Consider the following 16,030-nt stretch of genomic DNA (forward strand, 5'->3'; position numbering starts at 1 on the left):
TATCGGGACTAGTGAATCGAGCTTGTAACTAGGGTCATACTGAGTCGAGTACGAACAGCCAGAAAGCCCCGAGGTGCTCGGCTCCCGCGACTCGCTGCGCGCTTCACTCCGTTCCAGTGCTTGCAGCGTCGGGGTTCGCCGAGCACCTCGCCCCTTTCAGTCCCACCCCGCACGGCACCGCACCTCACGCCTCCCCAGCCGACTCCGATGCTCGGTCGCAGGCTCCCTGCGCTTCTCATCCCTCGCGCGGATGGCTCGCTGTCTCGCTTCGCTCGACACGCTCGCCAGCCGCGCGCCAGTGGTGAAACCTCGGAGTTCTTACGGCCGCACCACGTCCCGGTACGCCGACCAGAGCGATGACGCGCCCTCGCCGGGATGGGTCAGCCCGAGGCGCTGGCCGATGTCGTCCTGCCGGCGCAGCGGCTCGAAGACGGCGGGCCACTCGAACGGCCAGATTTCACAGCGCTTCGCGGGGTGACCGACATCGTCGAGCAGCGCGTTGACGGCCCGTCGGGCGGCCTCGTTCGCACACTCCATGCTCGCGAGGTCCGTCTCCGTGCGGACGTAGTCGGCGGCGAGGTAGAGGTTCGGGCACTCGGTGGCCGCGTCCGGGCGGTGCTGGAGGCTTCCGACGGTGTTGATGAGGAGTTCGGCGTCGTTCGTCGCCGTGCCCGTTTCCTCGTCGAACCCGACGGCGGGGTCGAGCTGGCTGGCGACGAGGGTGCCCTCGTTCAACAGGTCGGTGCCGAGGTGGGCGCGGAGCTGTGCCCAGGTCTCGTCGACGATCTCCTCGCGGGTGCACTCGCGGGCCGGCTTGCCGTAGACGATGCCGGGTTCGTCCCACTCCGAGATGATGACCGAGAGCACACCCTCGGTCTCGTCGAACGCGTCGAAGTCGTAGCGCTCCCAGAACTGACGCTGGCTCACGGCGGTCAGCGCCCACGGCGAGTCGTAGAACACGCCGTGCCCCCGGACCGGCGCGAGGTCCTCCCGGAGGTAGAACTGCACGCCGTTCATCCAGCCGTGGTCGAGGTTCCGCACGCCGGACAGGGAGGGGGCGGCCCGCTCCAGTTCGGGTGTGAGCAGCGCCGCGACGGCGGGCGCTGGCACCGCGAGGACGTAGTGGTCGGCCTGGACGTGCTCCTCTGTTCCGCCCTCGGGCTCGCCAACGTCGGAGCCATCGTGGCGCACTCTCGCGCCGATGACGCGTTCGCCGTCGGCCTCGACGGCTGTCACTGTCGCGTTCGGGACGAACTCGACGCCGCGCCGGCGCAGGTGGTCGACCCACGGGTCGATCCAGGCCTCGTTCGTCGGGCCGTCGAGCAGCCGGTCGGCGGGTAGCTCCGGGTCGAACAGCCCGCGGAGCATCTGGAGGTAGATGCGGCCGATGGTGCGGGTGGAGGACACCTGCGGGCGCATCGCGACGAGCGACTGGGTGATGCCGTAGCCGAGGTACGTCTGGTACGCGTGGGACATCTCCTCGGCGCGGATGAACTCCCACCAGGAGCGCTGCTCGTACTCCTCGCGCCAGCGTCGCTCCGAGCTGGACAACAGCGTCAGGAGCCGGTTCGCGAAGAACGCCGCCTCGTCGCGCGGGACGTCGGAGCCGAACACGTTCTGCATGCGCTCGCGCCACTCCCGCACCGACCGGGGCGCGCCGACGCGCATCAGCCGGTGGTCGCCGTCGGTCACCGCCTGCAGGAGCTCGTCGGTGGTCGTCAACCGGTCGGCGACTGTGCCGCCGTCGACCGGAATCCTGCTCATCGTGTCAGTGACGTGCCGGTAGAACCCCGGGAAGAACCGGAATCCGTGCTCCGCCGGGAGGTGTGCCGCACCGTCCGTCGGGCCGGGGAAGCTCCGAGCCTTGCCACCGAAGCGCTCGTTGCGCTCGTACACCGTCACGTCGAAGCCGCGCTCCGCGAGCTCGTGCGCTGCGCTCAGGCCGCCGATGCCGCCGCCGAGTATCGCTACCGTTCGTGTCATTGTCTGTCGTGGAGGACGGGTGTTCACCCCCGCTAGGGAACACAGCACAAAAACCGTTCGCACGGTGAAGCGGCGTCGTATGCCAACGTCTATACTGCTCGCGTTCCTCCTGAGAGCCATGACCGACGAGGCCGAGCTTCGCGACCGTATCGGGGCGTTCCTCGACCGGAACTTCCCGCAGATCGAGATGCACGGCGGGAGCTGGGACATCGCGAGCCTCGACACCGACACCGGCGAGGTCCACCTCCTGCTCTCCGGGGCGTGCGACGGCTGTGGCATCTCCAGCCTGACGACGGAGGCGCTGCGCGCCCGGCTCCCCGCCGAGATTCCCGAACTGACCGAGGTCACCGTCGAGACCGGCATGGGCGAGGAGTCCCGGCCGACGGCGGATGACCTCTCAGATGTGCCGTTCTGAGTCTCGGCGGGCACGGACCCGACCCGCAGACATAAATCGGGGGCGGACGAAGCGTCTCCTCGTGCGACTGGTCCACTACAAGGCGAGAGGCGACGACGAGCTGACCTCCCGGACGCTCGCATCGACCGTCGAGTTCGCCGACTCGTTCCTCTCGCGGGCTCGTGGACTGATGTTCCGGCGGTCGATTCCGGACGACTACGCGGTCGTCTTCCGTTTCGACAAGCCCGGCACACAGGACCTCCACATGGTGTTCGTCCCCTTCGCCATCGACGCGCTCTGGCTGGTCGACGACGAGGTCGTCCACAAGAAGCGCCTGCGGCCGTGGGTCGGCCTCGGTCGGGCGACCGCCGACACCATCGTCGAACTGCCGGCGGGGGCGGCCGACGACGTGGAACCGGGCGACATCGTCCACGTGGAGGACTGAGCGACGGCAGTTTTTGCGGGTCCGACAGTTCGGCCTGTCCGACGGATCCGTTGATTACCGTGTGTGGCGACTCACCGAGTGGCATATGACCGGTGACCGATTTATTCGGGGGCTCCCCCGAACACGCACTCTCGAACGCTGACGTCAGCTTTCTGGACACGACACTTCGCGACGGAGAACAGGCACCCGGCGTCTCGTTGACGCCCGAGGAGAAAGTGGAGATAGCGGAGGCGCTGGAGCGGTCCGGCGTCTCGGTGGTCGAGGCGGGGTCGGCCTGCACGGGCGAGGGCGAGCGCGCGGCCATCAGCCGCGTGACCGACCTCGGGCTCGACGCGACCGTGACGAGCTTCGCCCGCGGGCTGCAGGCCGACATCGACAGCGCGCTCGGCTGCGACGTCGACGGCGTCAACCTCGTCGTCCCGTCGAGCGACCGCCACGTCGAGCGGAAGGTCGGCTCGACGCGAGCGGAGGTGCTCGACTCGACCGTCGAGCTCGTCGAGTACGCGAACGAGCACGGCCTCTGGGTCGAGGTCATCGGCGAGGACGGCTCGCGTGCGGACCTGGACTACCTCGCGGAGCTGGCCGAGGTCGCCCTCGACGCCGGCGCGGACCGGTTCTGCTTCGCCGACACGGTCGGCCACGCGGGGCCGGAGCAGACCGCCGAAGCCGTCGAGCGCCTGGCCGCGCTCGGCCCCGTGAGCGCGCACACGCACGACGACCTCGGACTGGGCGTGACGAACGCGCTGGCGGCCGTCGAGGCGGGGGCCGACCTCGTCCACGCGACGGTCAACGGGGTCGGCGAGCGTGCCGGCAACGTCGCGCTGGAGGAGGTCGTCATGGCGCTCTCGCACGTCTACGGCGTCGAGACGCTCGACACCGAGACGCTGTACGACCTCGGCAGCGTGGTCGCCCGGACGACCGGGATGCGACCGGCCCCGAACAAGGCCGTCACCGGCGCGAACGCGTTCGCCCACGAGTCCGGCATCCACACCGACGGGACGCTGAAGGACGACCGGATGTACGAGCCGTATCCGCCCGAGGCTGTCGGTCGCGAGCGCCGGCTCGTCCTCGGCAAGCACGCCGGTCGGGCCGGCGTTCGCGCCGCGCTCGCCGAACACGACGTCGACGTGACCGAGGACGAACTCGGCACCGTCGTCGGCCGCGTGAAGGATCTCGCCGAGCGGGGCCGTCGGGTGACCGACGCCGACCTGCTTGCCATCGCGGAGGACGTGACCGGCCGCGAGCGCGACCGTCGGGTCGAGCTCGTGGAGGTGACGGCGACCGCCGGCAGCGCGACCCCGACGGCGAGCGTCCGGCTGGACGTGGACCCGTCGGTGCTCGGCCCCGAGGACGTCTCTGACGCCGAGGTCGCCGAGGCAGAAGAGTCAGATGGGACCGTCGAACGCGTCGCCAGCGGCACCGGCTCCGGGCCGGTCGACGCGGCCGTCTCCGCGGTCAGGAAGGCCGTCGGCGGCGCGACGGACGTGCACCTCACGGCGTACCACGTCGACGCCATCACCGGGGGCACCGACGCCCTGGTGACCGTCGAGGTGACGATGGCCCGCGACGACGACGAGGTGACCGTCGCCCACAGCGACGCCGACATCACCCGCGCGAGCGTCGCGGCGATGGTCGACGCCCTCGACCGATTGCTTGCGGACGCAGCGCCGCGTCTCGCCCCGGCGACTGACTGACGAGGTCAAACTACCCGGTTTTTTAACCAGCAGTATCATTGTTCCGGCCGTTGGGATGACCTACGACAGCCCGACGCAGTCGCCGGCGAGGGCCCAGTTCGTCGACGAGACGCCCGCGGGGAAGCGGATCGTCGACCGGACAGACGGCATCGTCGAACGGCTGCGTGACGAACTCGGTCGCGACCTCACGATGGTCGCGGCGTACAACGCGGACGTGCTGGAGATCCACTACTTCCACGAGACGTTCCGCGAGCAGTACGAGCCGTCGGACCTCGACGCGCTCGCTGCGGACCTCTGTCTCGACGGACGCATGGGGGATGCGTTCCAGGAGGAGCTCCTCCAGCTGGGGCGGTTCAACTTCGTCGTCAAGGGGTTCGACGACGGACTGCTCCTGCGCGTTCCGCTCAGCGACGGCACGGGGGTCGCCGTCTCGACGAACCTCAACGCGGGGGAGAAGGTGGCGACGCTGGTCCCGAGTGTCGTCGAGGACTGCGACGTGCGGGTCGCGACTCGCGATTAGGGTCGTGCACCGCCGGCGTCCGCGACCTCGAGCAGCTCCTTGTAGCGGTTCCGGATGGTGACCTCGCTCACGTCGGCCACCTCGCTGACCTCGTTCTGTGTGACCCGTTCGTTGGTCAGCAGCGAGGCGGCATAGACTGCGGCCGCGGCGAGGCCGACCGGGGACTTGCCCGAGTGGATACCGGCCTCCTTGGCGTCGCGGAGCAGTTCGCGGGCGGTCAGCTCGCCCTCGTCGCTGAGGCCGATGTCGCTCGCGAACCGGGGGACGTAGCTCTCGGGGTCCGCAGGCTCGACCTCGAGACCGAGCTCGCGGACGATGTACCGGTAGGTCCGCTTGAACTCCATGTCGTCGACCCGGCTCACGCGGGCGACCTCGTCCAGGCTGCGCGGCACCCCGCCCTGTCGCGCGGCGGCGTACAGTGCGGCGGTTGCGACGCCCTCGATGGAGCGGCCGGGGAGCAGGTCCTCGCCGAGCGCGCGGCGGTAGATGACCGACGCCGTCTCGCGGATGTCGTCCGGGAGGCCGAGCGCGCTGGCCATGCGGTCGATCTCGCCCAGCGCCTGCTTCAGGTTCCGTTCGCGTGAGTCCCGGGTCCGGAACCGTTCGTCCCAGGTCCGCAGCCGCTGCATCTTCCGTCGTTGCTTCGAGCTCAGGGACCGACCGTAGGCGTCCTTGTTCTGCCAGCCGATGTTCGTCGACAGCCCCTTGTCGTGCATCATCTTCGTCGTCGGCGCGCCGACGCGTGACTTCTCGTCCTTCTCGGTCGCATCGAACGCGCGCCACTCGGGCCCGCGATCGACCGACTCCGTCTCGACGACGAGGCCGCAGTCGGCACAGACGGTCTCGCCGCGTCCATCGTCGCTCACCAGGCGGCCGTCACACTCCGGACATCGCTCTTTCGTGTGTCCCTGTTCGGAGACGTCGCGCTCGCGAACGTCCGGCTCGCGGTCGCTCGTTCGGGTACGGGTTTCTGTCATCGTGGGTGGAGGGCAAGCGCCTCGACGCCGCGTCGAGTCCTTGCTAACCGGACGTAATTAGCAGTCACTTATGAATTTTTCGCCGGTTATTAAGTAGAGGGTCGTCCCGGTTTCACCGGACGAGAGCCTGCTGTCACGGACCAAACCCCTTGGTAACACTCCCCAATAAATAAATACTCACGCGTCAGAGTCTGGCACATCCGATGCAAGGTGGACTACTGCTACAGGTCGCCGGACAGCTGGAGCCCGATGGGAGCCGGGCGGAGGTGTTCGGTACGATCTTCGAGGTGTTCCTGATCCTCGGCACCGTGGTCGGTGTCGTCGTTATCGGGTACATGCTGTACAACGCGTACAAGTACCGCGACGACGGGACCGCCCCGGCCGAGGACGAAGTCGACCGGCCCACGCTCGGGGAGCTGCCGGAGGGGGGTGGTCACGGACGGAAGCTGCTGCTCTCGTTCACGCTCAGCGCCATCATCGTCCTCTCGCTCATCCTCTGGACGTACTGGGCGCTGCTGTACGTCGAGGCGGGGGCGGCCCAGCCCGCCGAACCCGAGCTGGAGGACGGGACGACGGTGGACGTCACCGGCTACCAGTTCGGGTGGCGTTTCGAGTACCCCAACGGCAACACGAGCGAGGGGACGATGTACGTGCCAGAAGGTGAGCGCGTCCGTATCGTGGTGACCTCAGCGGACGTGATGCACAACTTCGGCATCCCCGCGTTCCAGACGAAGACGGACGCCATCCCCGGCCAGACCACGCGCACCTGGTTCGGCCCGGTGGACGAAGGACAGTACACGATCAAGTGCTACGAGCTCTGCGGCGCCGGCCACTCCTACATGACGGGGACGGTGGCGGTCATCGACGCCGACGAGTACGAGCGGATGTTCGAGGAGCCGATGAACGGTACGAACTCGACCGACGGCGGCAACGCGAGCGTCGCACCTGCGACGGCGACCGACGGGAGTGCCGCACCGGCAGTCGCCGTGCCGACTGACGGCGGCGCGACGACGACACTGGCCGCACGACCAGCAGCCACGGAGGGTGTTCTCAGGGCATGACCGACGACGAACACGAGACGACGACGGACGGTACCGACGACGAACCGACTGTGGACGACGGCGGCACGGCCAGTGACGGCGGGCTCGTCGATGACGACCGGTTCCCCACCGGCGGGGTCCCCGACACCTCCCACGAGGACGACGACGAGCACGGGCTCCCACCGACGTACTCCATCCGGCGCTGGTTCGTCACGACCAACCACAAGGACATCGGGCTGCTGTACACGGTGACAGCCCTGTTCTTCCTCATCTTCGGCGGGCTGCTGGCGCTACTGATGCGCCTCGAGCTGTGGGCCCCCGGCGCGAACGTGATGTCGGCCGGCTCGTACAACCAGGCCGTCTCCGCGCACGGGCTCATCATGGTGTTCTGGTTCCTCTCGCCGCTGGCCTTCGGCTTCGCGAACTACATCGTCCCGCTGCAGATCGGGGCGAAGGACCTCGCGTTCCCCCGGCTGAACGCGCTCTCGTACTGGCTGTACCTCTTCTCGGGCATCCTCATGGGCATCTCCTTCTTCCAGGGGAGCACGTTCAACGGCGGCTGGACGATGTACGCACCGCTGAACATGCCGGTCTACACGCCCGAGATAGGGGGGACGACGACGGTGCTGGCGTTGATACTGTTCGTCGCCTCCGCGACGGTCGGCTCCGTCAACTTCCTGACCACGATGCATCGCATGCGTGCGGAGGGGATGACCCTCCGTCGGATGCCCATCTTCACGTGGTCGATCCTGCTGACGGTGTGGATGATGCTCTTTGCGTTCGCGGCGCTGCTGGCCGCGCTGATGCTGCTCAGCTCCGACCGGCTCATCGGGACGGGCTACTTCGCGGAGAGCAGTCCCGGCGGGGCGATGCTGTGGGCGCACCTGTTCTGGTTCTTCGGCCACCCCGAGGTGTACATCGTCTTCTTCCCCGCCCTCGGCGCGATGGCGGAGATATTCCAGACGTTCACGGGTCGCCGTCTCGTCGGCCGGAAGTGGTTCATCGGAGCGATGCTGCTCGTCGCCATCCAGAGCTTCGTCGTCTGGATGCACCACATGTTCCTGACGAGCATCAACCTCGAGATCAAGACGCTGTTCATGGCGACGACCATCGGAATATCACTACCCTTCGACCTGATGGTGTTCTCGCTGATCTACACCATGTTGAAGGGGAAGATACGGTTCAAGACGCCGTTCCTCTTCGGCTTCGGCGCGCTGGTGCTGTTCATCCTCGGGGGCATCACGGGTGTCTTCCTCGGCGCGGTCGTGCTCGACTACACGCTCCGGGGCACCTACTGGGTCGTCGCGCACTTCCACTACGTGATGGTCGGCGGCGTGACGGCACTGGTCGGAGGCCTCTACTACTGGTTCCCGAAGATGACCGGCAGGATGTACGACGAGTCGCTCGGGAAGGTCCACTTCGCGATGTACTTCGTCGGGTTCAACCTGCTCTACTTCCCGATGTTCCTCGCCTGGGAGACGCCGCGTCGGGTGTTCGAGTACGCGCCCGGACTCACCGGCTGGCACCAGCTCTCGACGGTCGGGGCGTTCCTGCTCGGCTCGTCGTTCCTGGTGATGTTCTACAACCTGTTCAAGAGCGCGTTCGTCGGCGACGAGGTCGACGGACAGCCGTGGGACTTCGCCTCCACGGCCGAGTGGACGGTGCCGTCGCCGCCGCCGCTCGAGAACTTCCCCGGCGTGCCGACGTACGCGAGCGGCCGGCTGGAGTTCGAGGACGGCGGCTCCGCCCAGACCGACGGCGGCGCGGTCCACGGCAAGGCAGCCGCGCTCCCCGGTAGCGAGGCGACGGAGGTGGACCACGACGAGCACGCGGAGAGCCACGCGAGCATCTGGCCGTTCGTCCTCGGGGCCGGCGGCTTCCTCGTGTTGCTCGGTCTCTCCGGGCTGCAACGCGGCTACTTCCCCTCGGGCACGACGGGCGGACTGTACATCGGGACCGCGGTCGTCGGCGGCGTCGTCACGTTCGGCAGCCTCGTGGCGATGACCCGCGAGCGGTTCCACGGTCCCGAGGGACCGTTCGGCGAGAGCTGGCCGTTCAGCACCGTCGAGAACACGAAGCTGGGGCTGTGGATCTTCCTCGCCTCCGACGTCATCCTCTTCGGTGCGTTCATCGGCGCGTACGTGTTCTCGCGGGTGGCGTACGGCTGGACCGACTGGCACCACCTCATCCCGGCGGAGCACGTGGTGTTGCCCGGACTCATCAACACCTACCTGCTGTTGACGAGCTCGTTCGCGGTCGTCATCGCGATGGAGTTCGCCGAACGCGAGAACCGCCTCGGCGTCGTCAGCTCGCTGCTGGCGACGGTCGGCCTCGGCGTGGGCTTCCTCGTCAACAAGGGCATCGAGTGGCAGCACCTGTTCCACATCTCCACCGACGCGTTCTCGGCCGGGTGGGACCCCGGGACGAACATCGCGTCGACGACGTTCTACGTCACGACGGGCCTGCACGGCCTGCACGTCATCGTGGGCCTCATCATCGCCGGCTACATGATCATCAGGGCGTGGGGCGGTGCCTACATGGGCGACGACAAGCCCATCGAGTACTTCGGCCTGTACTGGCACTTCGTCGACATCGTCTGGCTGTTCCTGTTCCCGCTGTTCTACATCGTGTGATACCCATGTCCAGAGCAAAACTCTACACCGCGATATACGTCGTCCTGTTCGTGCTGGCGACCGTGCAGGTCGTCGTCGAGCAGGCCGGCTACCTGGAGGAATCGTACTGGCTGGCGTTCTGGGCCATCATGGTCCTGTCGGCGGTGAAGGCCGTCGTCGTCGCCGGCTGGTACCAGCACCTGCGCTGGGAGCCACGGTCGCTGACGACGCTGATGCTACTCGGCCTGCTCGGCGCGGTCGCGCTGACCGTCGCCGCGTCGTACTCCATCCTGTGACGGCGGCTCTCGTTTTCGCGCCTCGATCCCACAGCGACAGCTGTAGCACCGCAAGCACGACGTGGCCGGCGGCCCACGGTCCACCCATGCAGATCCGTGTCGCGACCGAGGACGACGTCGAGGCGATTGGGCGGGTCCACGAGGCGTCCATCCGCGGACTCGGGTCGCGGACGTACGACGACGAGCAGGTCGGGGCGTGGGCGGCGGGCGTCGAATCGGCCGACTACTCGGCAGTCACGGACGAGAACTTCTACTTCATCGTCGCGGAGGCGGGGTCGGCGGCCGTGGACGACCATCCGGTCGTCGGCTTCGGCACCCTCGCCCGGCGCGAGCCCGACGGCTACGAGGCCGACGTGGACGCCGAGGTGACCGCCGTCTACGTCCACCCGGACGTGGCCCGGGGCGGGGTCGGCACCGCACTCCTCGACGACCTCGAACGGCAGGCTCGCGCGGAGGGCTTCCGAAGCCTCGGGCTCACGGCCTCGACGAACGCGGTGCCGTTCTACGAGGCCCACGGCTACGAGCGAATTCGGGAACGGCGGCACGAGTTCTCGGGGCACGAGGGCCTTGGCGTCGAGGGAACGGTCGTCGAGATGTGGAAGACGCTCGACTAGCGGGCGCAGGTCGCCCGGACCGTCGACGCCAGCGTCACCGAACTCGCGGTCAGCAGCCCGATGGCGGCGACGAGGAAGAGCGTCGCGAGCGGCGACTCCGGGTCGGTGAACGCCCAGTACAGCGGGCTGGCGGACGCGCCGAGCGCCGCGCTGGCGATGCCGTACAGCGCCGGCCCACAACAGCAGCAGGCGGTTGCACCGGTCGTCGCGAGCGCGCCGGAGACGCCGGTGACGGTCCCCCCGTCGGTCGCGGCGGCACGGCCGTCGTCGTGGTCGTCCCCCGCCGTCCGCCAGACAGTCGTGCCGAGCGCGGCGTTGATGCCGACGAGTCCCGCGAGTATGGCGAGCGTGATACCCGTTCCGACCGACAGCGCCGCGAACAGCGGGACGCCGGGACGGTACACCTCGATGGCCGGCCAGGAGACCAGCGGGCTGACGAACGTCGTCAGGACCGCGAACGGCTCGCCGCCGGCCTGCGGGACCGGGTCGGGATTGAACGTGGCGAGGCCGGACGAGAGCGCGAAGAAGCCGGCGAAGGCGACGGCCGCAACCGAGCCCACGAGCCGTCCACGGGTGTCGACACGGGCGAGTGCGGGCCGAAGCTCCGTCCAGTGGACGTAGCCCAGCAGCGCCGGCACCGCGAGCACGAGCAGGTAGCCGAGCGGATTCCGGGAGGCGTCGCCCGGCAGTAGCGCGGGGTAGGCCACCCAGAAGCCGAGCACGGTGCCCAGGACCGGGTAGGCGTGGCGGTCGCCCCACCGGAGCTGGTAGGCGAGTACGCTGCCGAGCGCGAGTGCCATCCCGCCGAACACCGTCAGGACCGGGTAGAACTGCCGCGGGAGTGGCGTCGTCGAGAGCGGCTCGACCTGTATCTCGACGAGGCCCACCGTCGCGAGCGCCGACAGCGAGACCCCGACCACGAGCAGCCCCGCGCTCGTGCGTGGGTCGGGTCGCTGGCCGGTCCGGTCGAGCCACGCGACCCAGGCGAGGAGCGCGACCCCGACGAACAGCGTCCCGAGCAGCAGCAGGTGGGGCGTGCCGCCGTGGACGGTGCCCTCGTGGGCGCTCGCCGTCGGGACCAGCGTCGTGGCCGCGAGCCCGATGGCGAGCGTCGTGAGCGTCCGACGGTGCGGGTTCACAGGCTCAACACCACCATGTAGACGAGGACGAGCACGGCGTAGAGGCTGGCGAGCCCAGCGATGACCTTCAGGTGGTAGACGAACAGCTCGTCGGTCTCGGCCTCGACGGCGTCCTCGTAGCGTCCGCGTTCCTCGTCGGTCAGATCACCGGCGTGGACCTCGCCGAGGTGGAGGTCGTGGTGCGTCGTCGTCGGGAACGGCCGGCCGCATCGGTCACAGGTCGCCGCCGGCTCCTCGCCGGCGGGAACGTCGTACGTGGGCGGGTCGTGGCCCGGACGGTCGGCCTTCGACGACTGCGGGGACTCCTCGGTCGCGGGCGTGCCGTCGGTCGGGTGGTCGTGTGTCGTGGTCATACTGGTGGGGAGACGTAGGGCTGGCCGAGCAGCCACATGCTGATCATCGTGTAGAACACCATCACGAGGGCGAACGGGTACTGGCTGCGGATGGGCTGGAGCCGGCCGGTGAACGTCTCGAAGGCGATGGAGTGGGCGACCCAGATGGCGAGCAGGTGCCCGAGGACGACGAACGCCAGCCCCATCGAGCCGAACCAGTCCGGCAGCACGGCCACGGGGACGTTCTGTGGCGGCGTGAACGGGTCCAGCGCGAGCACCTCGACGGTCGGGACGAAGGTGAGGAAGTAGCCGAGGAAGTGCGCGAGGTGGTAGCCGGCGGCGATGGGCACCAGCGAGCCGACGAACCGGCGCTCGACCGTGCCCGCGGTGACGTAGCTCCCGGCGGTCCGACGGCCGACACGTGCCGCGAGCCGGTAGACGCCGAGGAACAGCGCGTAGCCCGCCACGATGGCGACGACGTACACCGCGAGTGCGGGCACGCCGACGTCGGCGAGCGTCCGGACCGTCGACGCGAACACCGGCGTCGACACCAGCCCGTCGAACGAGGTCGCCCAGACGAGCGCGACGACGAACCGCACGTCTGCCCGGGTCGCGCCGTCGGCGTCGTGGACGAGGCGCGAGCCGGGCAGCTCGACCGCGAACCCGTCGTCCGTCCGCTGGAACGGGGCGAGCCTGCCGTAGACGCGGAACACCCGGGAGATGGGGTCGACGGATTCGTACCACGCCGGGCCGAAGACGGCCGCGCCGGCGAGGGTGACGCCGGTGTAGGCGAGGACGACGGTCGCGAGCAGGGGAGGGTCGGAGGCGACCGGCGTGACGACCTCCAGCCAGACCATCCCGAGCAGCCCGGCCGTCGCCGGCCAGCCGCGGCTCCACGCGGGCAGGTCGCGCTCGCTCACACGTGGGAGGACCGTGCTGATGGCACGCCACGGGTTGACCGCGGGCCAGCTGTTCCCGAGCAGGTACACCGACGCGGTGTAGCCGGCCCACCAGACCGCCCAGACGGCGATGATGGCGAGGTTCCGGCGGGGGTCGGCCGGCGCGACGAACGCGACGGCGAGCAGCAACAGGAGTGCGGCGACGCTCCCGAGGCGGAGGCCGCGGACGACCCACCGCCACAGCGACGCTGTCGACGGGAGCCCGAGCCGCCGGTCGTTGAGCCACGCGATGAACTCGTGGTCGGTCGCGAAGCTCGTGAACAGGAACGACGCGCCGACGAGGCCGCCCCCGGAGACGGCGACGAGCCAGAACGGCACCGACGTCGAGGTGAGCGAGCCGGCGAGCGAGCCCGAGTGCGCGAGCACGGGCTCTGCGAGCAGGGTCGCGGCGAGGACGGCGAGGAGCACCCGTGCCGCCTCACGCCGAGGCACGCACGCTCACCCCTGGTCGCCAGTAGAGCAGCGCGACGGCGACGACGAAGACGAGCGTCGAGGCGTCGAGCGAGAAGGCATAGACGGTGCCGAGCGCGGCGGTCGTGCTGCCGGTCAGACTCGCACCGACGGAGGAGACGATGGGGAGGGCACAGCTCACGCAGGAGAACAGACCCACGAGCCCGCCGACGGACGAGCTGGCGGCCTCGACGACGGTCGCGTACACCAGATACGAGAGCGCGAGGTAGCCGAGCACCCGGAACGGGACGAGCGTCACGTGGCCGAAGGGCGCGACGTACGCGATGATGGGCCCCCAGCCGGGCGAGGCGAGCCGCACCGAGAGGCCGGTCGCCTCGGCACCCACGTCGTGCAGGCCGACGATGCCGACGAGCCAGGCGAGCAGCGCGAGGTAGCCGACGGCGACGGCGGCTGCGGCGACCTTCGTCCGTTTCGAGCCGGCGACGGGTGCGGTGTGGACGACCGCGTACGCGGCCACGTTGATCCAGACGAAGGGGTAGACGACGTAGCGCAGGTCGAGCACCCGTTCGCCGGTCGCGACGAAGTACGCCGCGAGCACGAGCAGTTCGACGGCGACCAGCAGGAGGAGCCAGAGCGTGCGCTCGCTGGGGAGCGTCTCGGGGTCGACGGTCGCCGTGTTCGCGGCCATCGTCAGGCGAGGAGGAGACTGGCCGTGATGGCGAAGAGCAACAGCGCGCCGAGCGCCCACGCACTCAGCATCGCCGCCACCGCGTTCGTGTGCCCGCGTGCGCGACTGGAGGTGAACGTGCCATAGCCGACGTACCCGACGAGCAACAGGACGCCGACACCGACGAGGACGACGCTCACGACGGCCTGCTGTGCTGCGGTCCCGGAGACGAACACGACGACGCTCGCGGCCACCGCGACGACGACGAGCAGGAACGAGAGCACCCAGACGAGTGGACTCCCCTTCAGCGACCGCAACATGGAGCTGTCCGCACTGCCGCCCGGTGCGTACCCTTTCCAGGCCCGACTCGCCAGAAAGCCGACGACGGCGACGAGGAACACCGCCATGACTGCAGAGACCCCGACCAGGTATGACATGGTATGTGGTCACAGTAATCATCCATCGCATTTAACAGTGCCGTCCAGAACAGCACGGGACCAACAGCCGGCGTCCACTCGTGGCCCGACACGTGACGCTGGACCATGGGACCGATTCACTTACTCGGAAATGAATTAATTTGGGGAACTATTAAGTAGGACCTTGCGTAAAGAATGGGTACGTCTCACATAGAGACACGTGGTGGCATGACAGGACACGATTCGGACTCCGGCGTTTCGCGGCGTACCGTTCTCAAGACAACCGGTGCAGCGGGTGCGGCCGGCATGGCCGGCCTCTCCGGCTGCCTCAGCGGGCTGACGGGCGGCGGCGAGCCCGAACCGCTCGAACTGCTCCACGCCTGGAGCGGGGGCGACGGTGCGGCGGCCATCGAGGCCCTGTTCGAGGGCTTCCAGGAGCAGCACCCGGACATCGAGCTCACCAGCGAGGGGATCGAGGGCGCGGCGACCCAGAACCTCGGACAGGTGATCAACGAAGCCATCCGCAACGACGAACCGCCGAGCACTTGGCAGAACTGGCCGGGGCAGGCGCTCACCCCGTTCGTCGAGGCGGACGCACTCGGCGACATCACCGACTCCGTCTGGAGCGAGAACGAGATGGAGTCGGCCTACCGCGAGGGCCCGAAAGAGCAGGCGAAGGGTGGCACCGACAACTACGTCTCGGTGCCCATCAACATCCACCGCATCAACAACCTGTTCTACAACACGAGCGTCGTCGAGGAGGCGGGCGTCGACCCGACCAGCCTCTCCTCGCCGTCGGACGTGGTCGACGCGTGTGCGACCATCGCGTCCGAGACCGACGCGGTCCCCTTCGCGCACCAGACGAACGGTCTCTGGTCGACGGCCCAGCTCTGGGCGACCGTGCTGCTGGCCGACTCCGGACACGGCGCGTACCAGAGCTTCTACGAGGGCAACCCGGACCGCGAGGCCGTCGTCTCCGCGCTCGAGATCGTCGCCGACCTCAGCGAGTACTACCCCGACGACGCATCCAGCATCGCGTTCACCGACGCGAACAACATGGTGATGAACGGTGAGGCCGCCTTCATCCACCAGGGTGACTGGGCCGCCGGCGCGTACCGCAACACCGACGGCTTCGAGTACGGCGAGCACTGGAGCTACGTGCCGTTCCCCGGGAGCGAGCACAGCTACCAGCTGAACATGGACGCGTTCCCGTACCCGTCCGACAACCCGACGCCGGACGAGACGCAGACGTTCCTCCAGTACTGTGGCAGCAAGGACGCCCAGATCCGGTTCAACCGCGCCAAGGGCTCCATCCCGCCGCGTGGTGACGTCGACCCCTCGGAGTTCCCGCAGTTCCAGCAGGACCAGATCGAGGACTTCGGCAGCGTCGACCACCAGCCGCCGTCCATCCATCACGGCCTCGCGCTGCCCCCGGCGACCAAGACCAGTGTCGACGAGGCCATCGGGGCGTTCATCGGCAACTACGACGTCGAGACGGCCGCCGACGAGCTCGTCTCCGCGGTCCAGTAAA

Annotated in this window: 16 protein-coding genes; 9 read left to right on the forward strand and 7 right to left on the reverse strand. The window is 68.7% G+C overall.

Going from position 1 to position 16,030, the window contains the following annotated elements; genetic code table 11:
- Positions 1–318: 318 nt before the first annotated feature.
- Positions 319–1,983: a hydroxysqualene dehydroxylase gene (locus NOW55_RS04135; RefSeq protein ID WP_256398812.1), complete on the reverse strand. Its 1,665-nt coding sequence runs from the start codon at positions 1,981–1,983 to the stop codon at positions 319–321.
- Positions 1,984–2,101: 118 nt separating this feature from the next.
- Here NOW55_RS04135 and NOW55_RS04140 point away from each other — a divergent pair, with 118 nt between their 5' ends.
- From NOW55_RS04140 to NOW55_RS04155, 4 genes are all read left to right on the forward strand, one after another.
- Positions 2,102–2,398 (forward strand): NifU family protein, encoded by a 297-nt coding sequence (locus tag NOW55_RS04140; protein WP_256398813.1) that lies wholly within the window; start codon positions 2,102–2,104, stop codon positions 2,396–2,398.
- A gap of 61 nt (positions 2,399–2,459) precedes the next feature.
- The gene (locus NOW55_RS04145; RefSeq protein ID WP_256398814.1) at positions 2,460–2,822 is read left to right on the forward strand and encodes a DUF192 domain-containing protein; all 363 of its coding nucleotides are present in this window, start codon (positions 2,460–2,462) and stop codon (positions 2,820–2,822) included.
- Positions 2,823–2,914: 92 nt separating this feature from the next.
- Complete coding sequence (locus NOW55_RS04150) at positions 2,915–4,516, forward strand: hydroxymethylglutaryl-CoA lyase-like TIM-barrel protein (protein WP_256398815.1); 1,602 nt, start codon at positions 2,915–2,917, stop codon at positions 4,514–4,516.
- A gap of 55 nt (positions 4,517–4,571) precedes the next feature.
- Complete coding sequence (locus NOW55_RS04155) at positions 4,572–5,036, forward strand: DUF7522 family protein (protein WP_256398816.1); 465 nt, start codon at positions 4,572–4,574, stop codon at positions 5,034–5,036.
- On the opposite strand, the gene NOW55_RS04160 is transcribed toward NOW55_RS04155, so the two are convergent.
- A complete protein-coding gene (locus NOW55_RS04160) occupies positions 5,033–6,013 on the reverse strand; it encodes a transcription initiation factor IIB (protein WP_256398817.1) in 981 nt (326 codons plus the stop codon). The two genes, NOW55_RS04155 and NOW55_RS04160, sit on opposite strands and share 4 nt — an antisense overlap.
- A 203-nt stretch (positions 6,014–6,216) precedes the next feature.
- Between NOW55_RS04160 and coxB the strand changes: the two genes are divergently transcribed.
- The 4 genes from coxB (at position 6,217) to NOW55_RS04180 (ending at position 10,575) form a co-directional block, all read left to right on the forward strand.
- On the forward strand, positions 6,217–7,074 hold the full coding sequence (gene coxB / locus NOW55_RS04165; RefSeq protein ID WP_256398818.1) for a cytochrome c oxidase subunit II: 858 nt from the start codon (positions 6,217–6,219) through the stop codon (positions 7,072–7,074).
- Positions 7,071–9,686 carry a cbb3-type cytochrome c oxidase subunit I gene (locus tag NOW55_RS04170; protein WP_256398819.1) on the forward strand — a complete coding sequence of 872 codons (2,616 nt, stop codon included), beginning with the start codon at positions 7,071–7,073 and terminating at the stop codon, positions 9,684–9,686. Before coxB ends, NOW55_RS04170 begins: the two co-directional genes overlap by 4 nt.
- A 5-nt stretch (positions 9,687–9,691) precedes the next feature.
- Positions 9,692–9,961, forward strand: a complete 270-nt coding sequence (locus tag NOW55_RS04175; RefSeq protein ID WP_256398820.1) for a cytochrome C oxidase subunit IV family protein — start codon at positions 9,692–9,694, stop codon at positions 9,959–9,961.
- Positions 9,962–10,047: 86 nt separating this feature from the next.
- Positions 10,048–10,575 (forward strand): GNAT family N-acetyltransferase, encoded by a 528-nt coding sequence (locus NOW55_RS04180; RefSeq protein ID WP_256398821.1) that lies wholly within the window; start codon positions 10,048–10,050, stop codon positions 10,573–10,575.
- Here NOW55_RS04180 and NOW55_RS04185 read toward each other — a convergent pair.
- From NOW55_RS04185 to NOW55_RS04205, 5 genes are read right to left on the reverse strand one after another with little or no spacing between them, the layout of a single operon-like run.
- Positions 10,572–11,714 carry a hypothetical protein gene (locus NOW55_RS04185; protein ID WP_256398822.1) on the reverse strand — a complete coding sequence of 381 codons (1,143 nt, stop codon included), beginning with the start codon at positions 11,712–11,714 and terminating at the stop codon, positions 10,572–10,574. The two genes, NOW55_RS04180 and NOW55_RS04185, sit on opposite strands and share 4 nt — an antisense overlap.
- Positions 11,711–12,067, reverse strand: a complete 357-nt coding sequence (locus NOW55_RS04190; RefSeq protein WP_256398823.1) for a hypothetical protein — start codon at positions 12,065–12,067, stop codon at positions 11,711–11,713. The genes NOW55_RS04185 and NOW55_RS04190 overlap by 4 nt, the downstream gene beginning before the upstream one ends.
- A complete protein-coding gene (locus NOW55_RS04195) occupies positions 12,064–13,437 on the reverse strand; it encodes a hypothetical protein (protein WP_256398824.1) in 1,374 nt (457 codons plus the stop codon). The genes NOW55_RS04190 and NOW55_RS04195 overlap by 4 nt, the downstream gene beginning before the upstream one ends.
- A complete protein-coding gene (locus NOW55_RS04200; protein WP_256398825.1) occupies positions 13,424–14,104 on the reverse strand; it encodes a DUF7546 family protein in 681 nt (226 codons plus the stop codon). Before NOW55_RS04200 ends, NOW55_RS04195 begins: the two co-directional genes overlap by 14 nt.
- Before the next feature lie 2 nt (positions 14,105–14,106).
- Positions 14,107–14,520, reverse strand: coding sequence for a hypothetical protein (locus NOW55_RS04205; RefSeq protein WP_256398826.1), 414 nt, complete (start codon positions 14,518–14,520; stop codon positions 14,107–14,109).
- Positions 14,521–14,727: 207 nt separating this feature from the next.
- On the opposite strand from NOW55_RS04205, the gene NOW55_RS04210 reads away from it, so the two are divergent.
- Complete coding sequence (locus NOW55_RS04210; RefSeq protein ID WP_256398827.1) at positions 14,728–16,029, forward strand: ABC transporter substrate-binding protein; 1,302 nt, start codon at positions 14,728–14,730, stop codon at positions 16,027–16,029.
- Position 16,030 lies beyond the last annotated feature (1 nt).

Source organism: Haloarchaeobius litoreus (assembly GCF_024495425.1).
Classification (GTDB): domain Archaea; phylum Halobacteriota; class Halobacteria; order Halobacteriales; family Natrialbaceae; genus Haloarchaeobius; species Haloarchaeobius litoreus.

What these genes read in the sequence shown, in the direction of transcription:
- NOW55_RS04135 (WP_256398812.1), bottom strand. Translation starts at nt 1,983, where the DNA reads ATGACACGAACGGTAGCGATACTCGGCGGCGGCATCGGCGGCCTGAGC.
- NOW55_RS04170 (WP_256398819.1), top strand. Translation starts at nt 7,071, where the DNA reads ATGACCGACGACGAACACGAGACGACGACGGACGGTACCGACGACGAA.
- NOW55_RS04205 (WP_256398826.1), bottom strand. Translation starts at nt 14,520, where the DNA reads ATGTCATACCTGGTCGGGGTCTCTGCAGTCATGGCGGTGTTCCTCGTC.
- coxB (WP_256398818.1), top strand. Translation starts at nt 6,217, where the DNA reads ATGCAAGGTGGACTACTGCTACAGGTCGCCGGACAGCTGGAGCCCGAT.
- NOW55_RS04200 (WP_256398825.1), bottom strand. Translation starts at nt 14,104, where the DNA reads ATGGCCGCGAACACGGCGACCGTCGACCCCGAGACGCTCCCCAGCGAG.
- NOW55_RS04210 (WP_256398827.1), top strand. Translation starts at nt 14,728, where the DNA reads ATGACAGGACACGATTCGGACTCCGGCGTTTCGCGGCGTACCGTTCTC.
- NOW55_RS04180 (WP_256398821.1), top strand. Translation starts at nt 10,048, where the DNA reads ATGCAGATCCGTGTCGCGACCGAGGACGACGTCGAGGCGATTGGGCGG.
- NOW55_RS04155 (WP_256398816.1), top strand. Translation starts at nt 4,572, where the DNA reads ATGACCTACGACAGCCCGACGCAGTCGCCGGCGAGGGCCCAGTTCGTC.
- NOW55_RS04175 (WP_256398820.1), top strand. Translation starts at nt 9,692, where the DNA reads ATGTCCAGAGCAAAACTCTACACCGCGATATACGTCGTCCTGTTCGTG.
- NOW55_RS04190 (WP_256398823.1), bottom strand. Translation starts at nt 12,067, where the DNA reads ATGACCACGACACACGACCACCCGACCGACGGCACGCCCGCGACCGAG.
- NOW55_RS04160 (WP_256398817.1), bottom strand. Translation starts at nt 6,013, where the DNA reads ATGACAGAAACCCGTACCCGAACGAGCGACCGCGAGCCGGACGTTCGC.
- NOW55_RS04140 (WP_256398813.1), top strand. Translation starts at nt 2,102, where the DNA reads ATGACCGACGAGGCCGAGCTTCGCGACCGTATCGGGGCGTTCCTCGAC.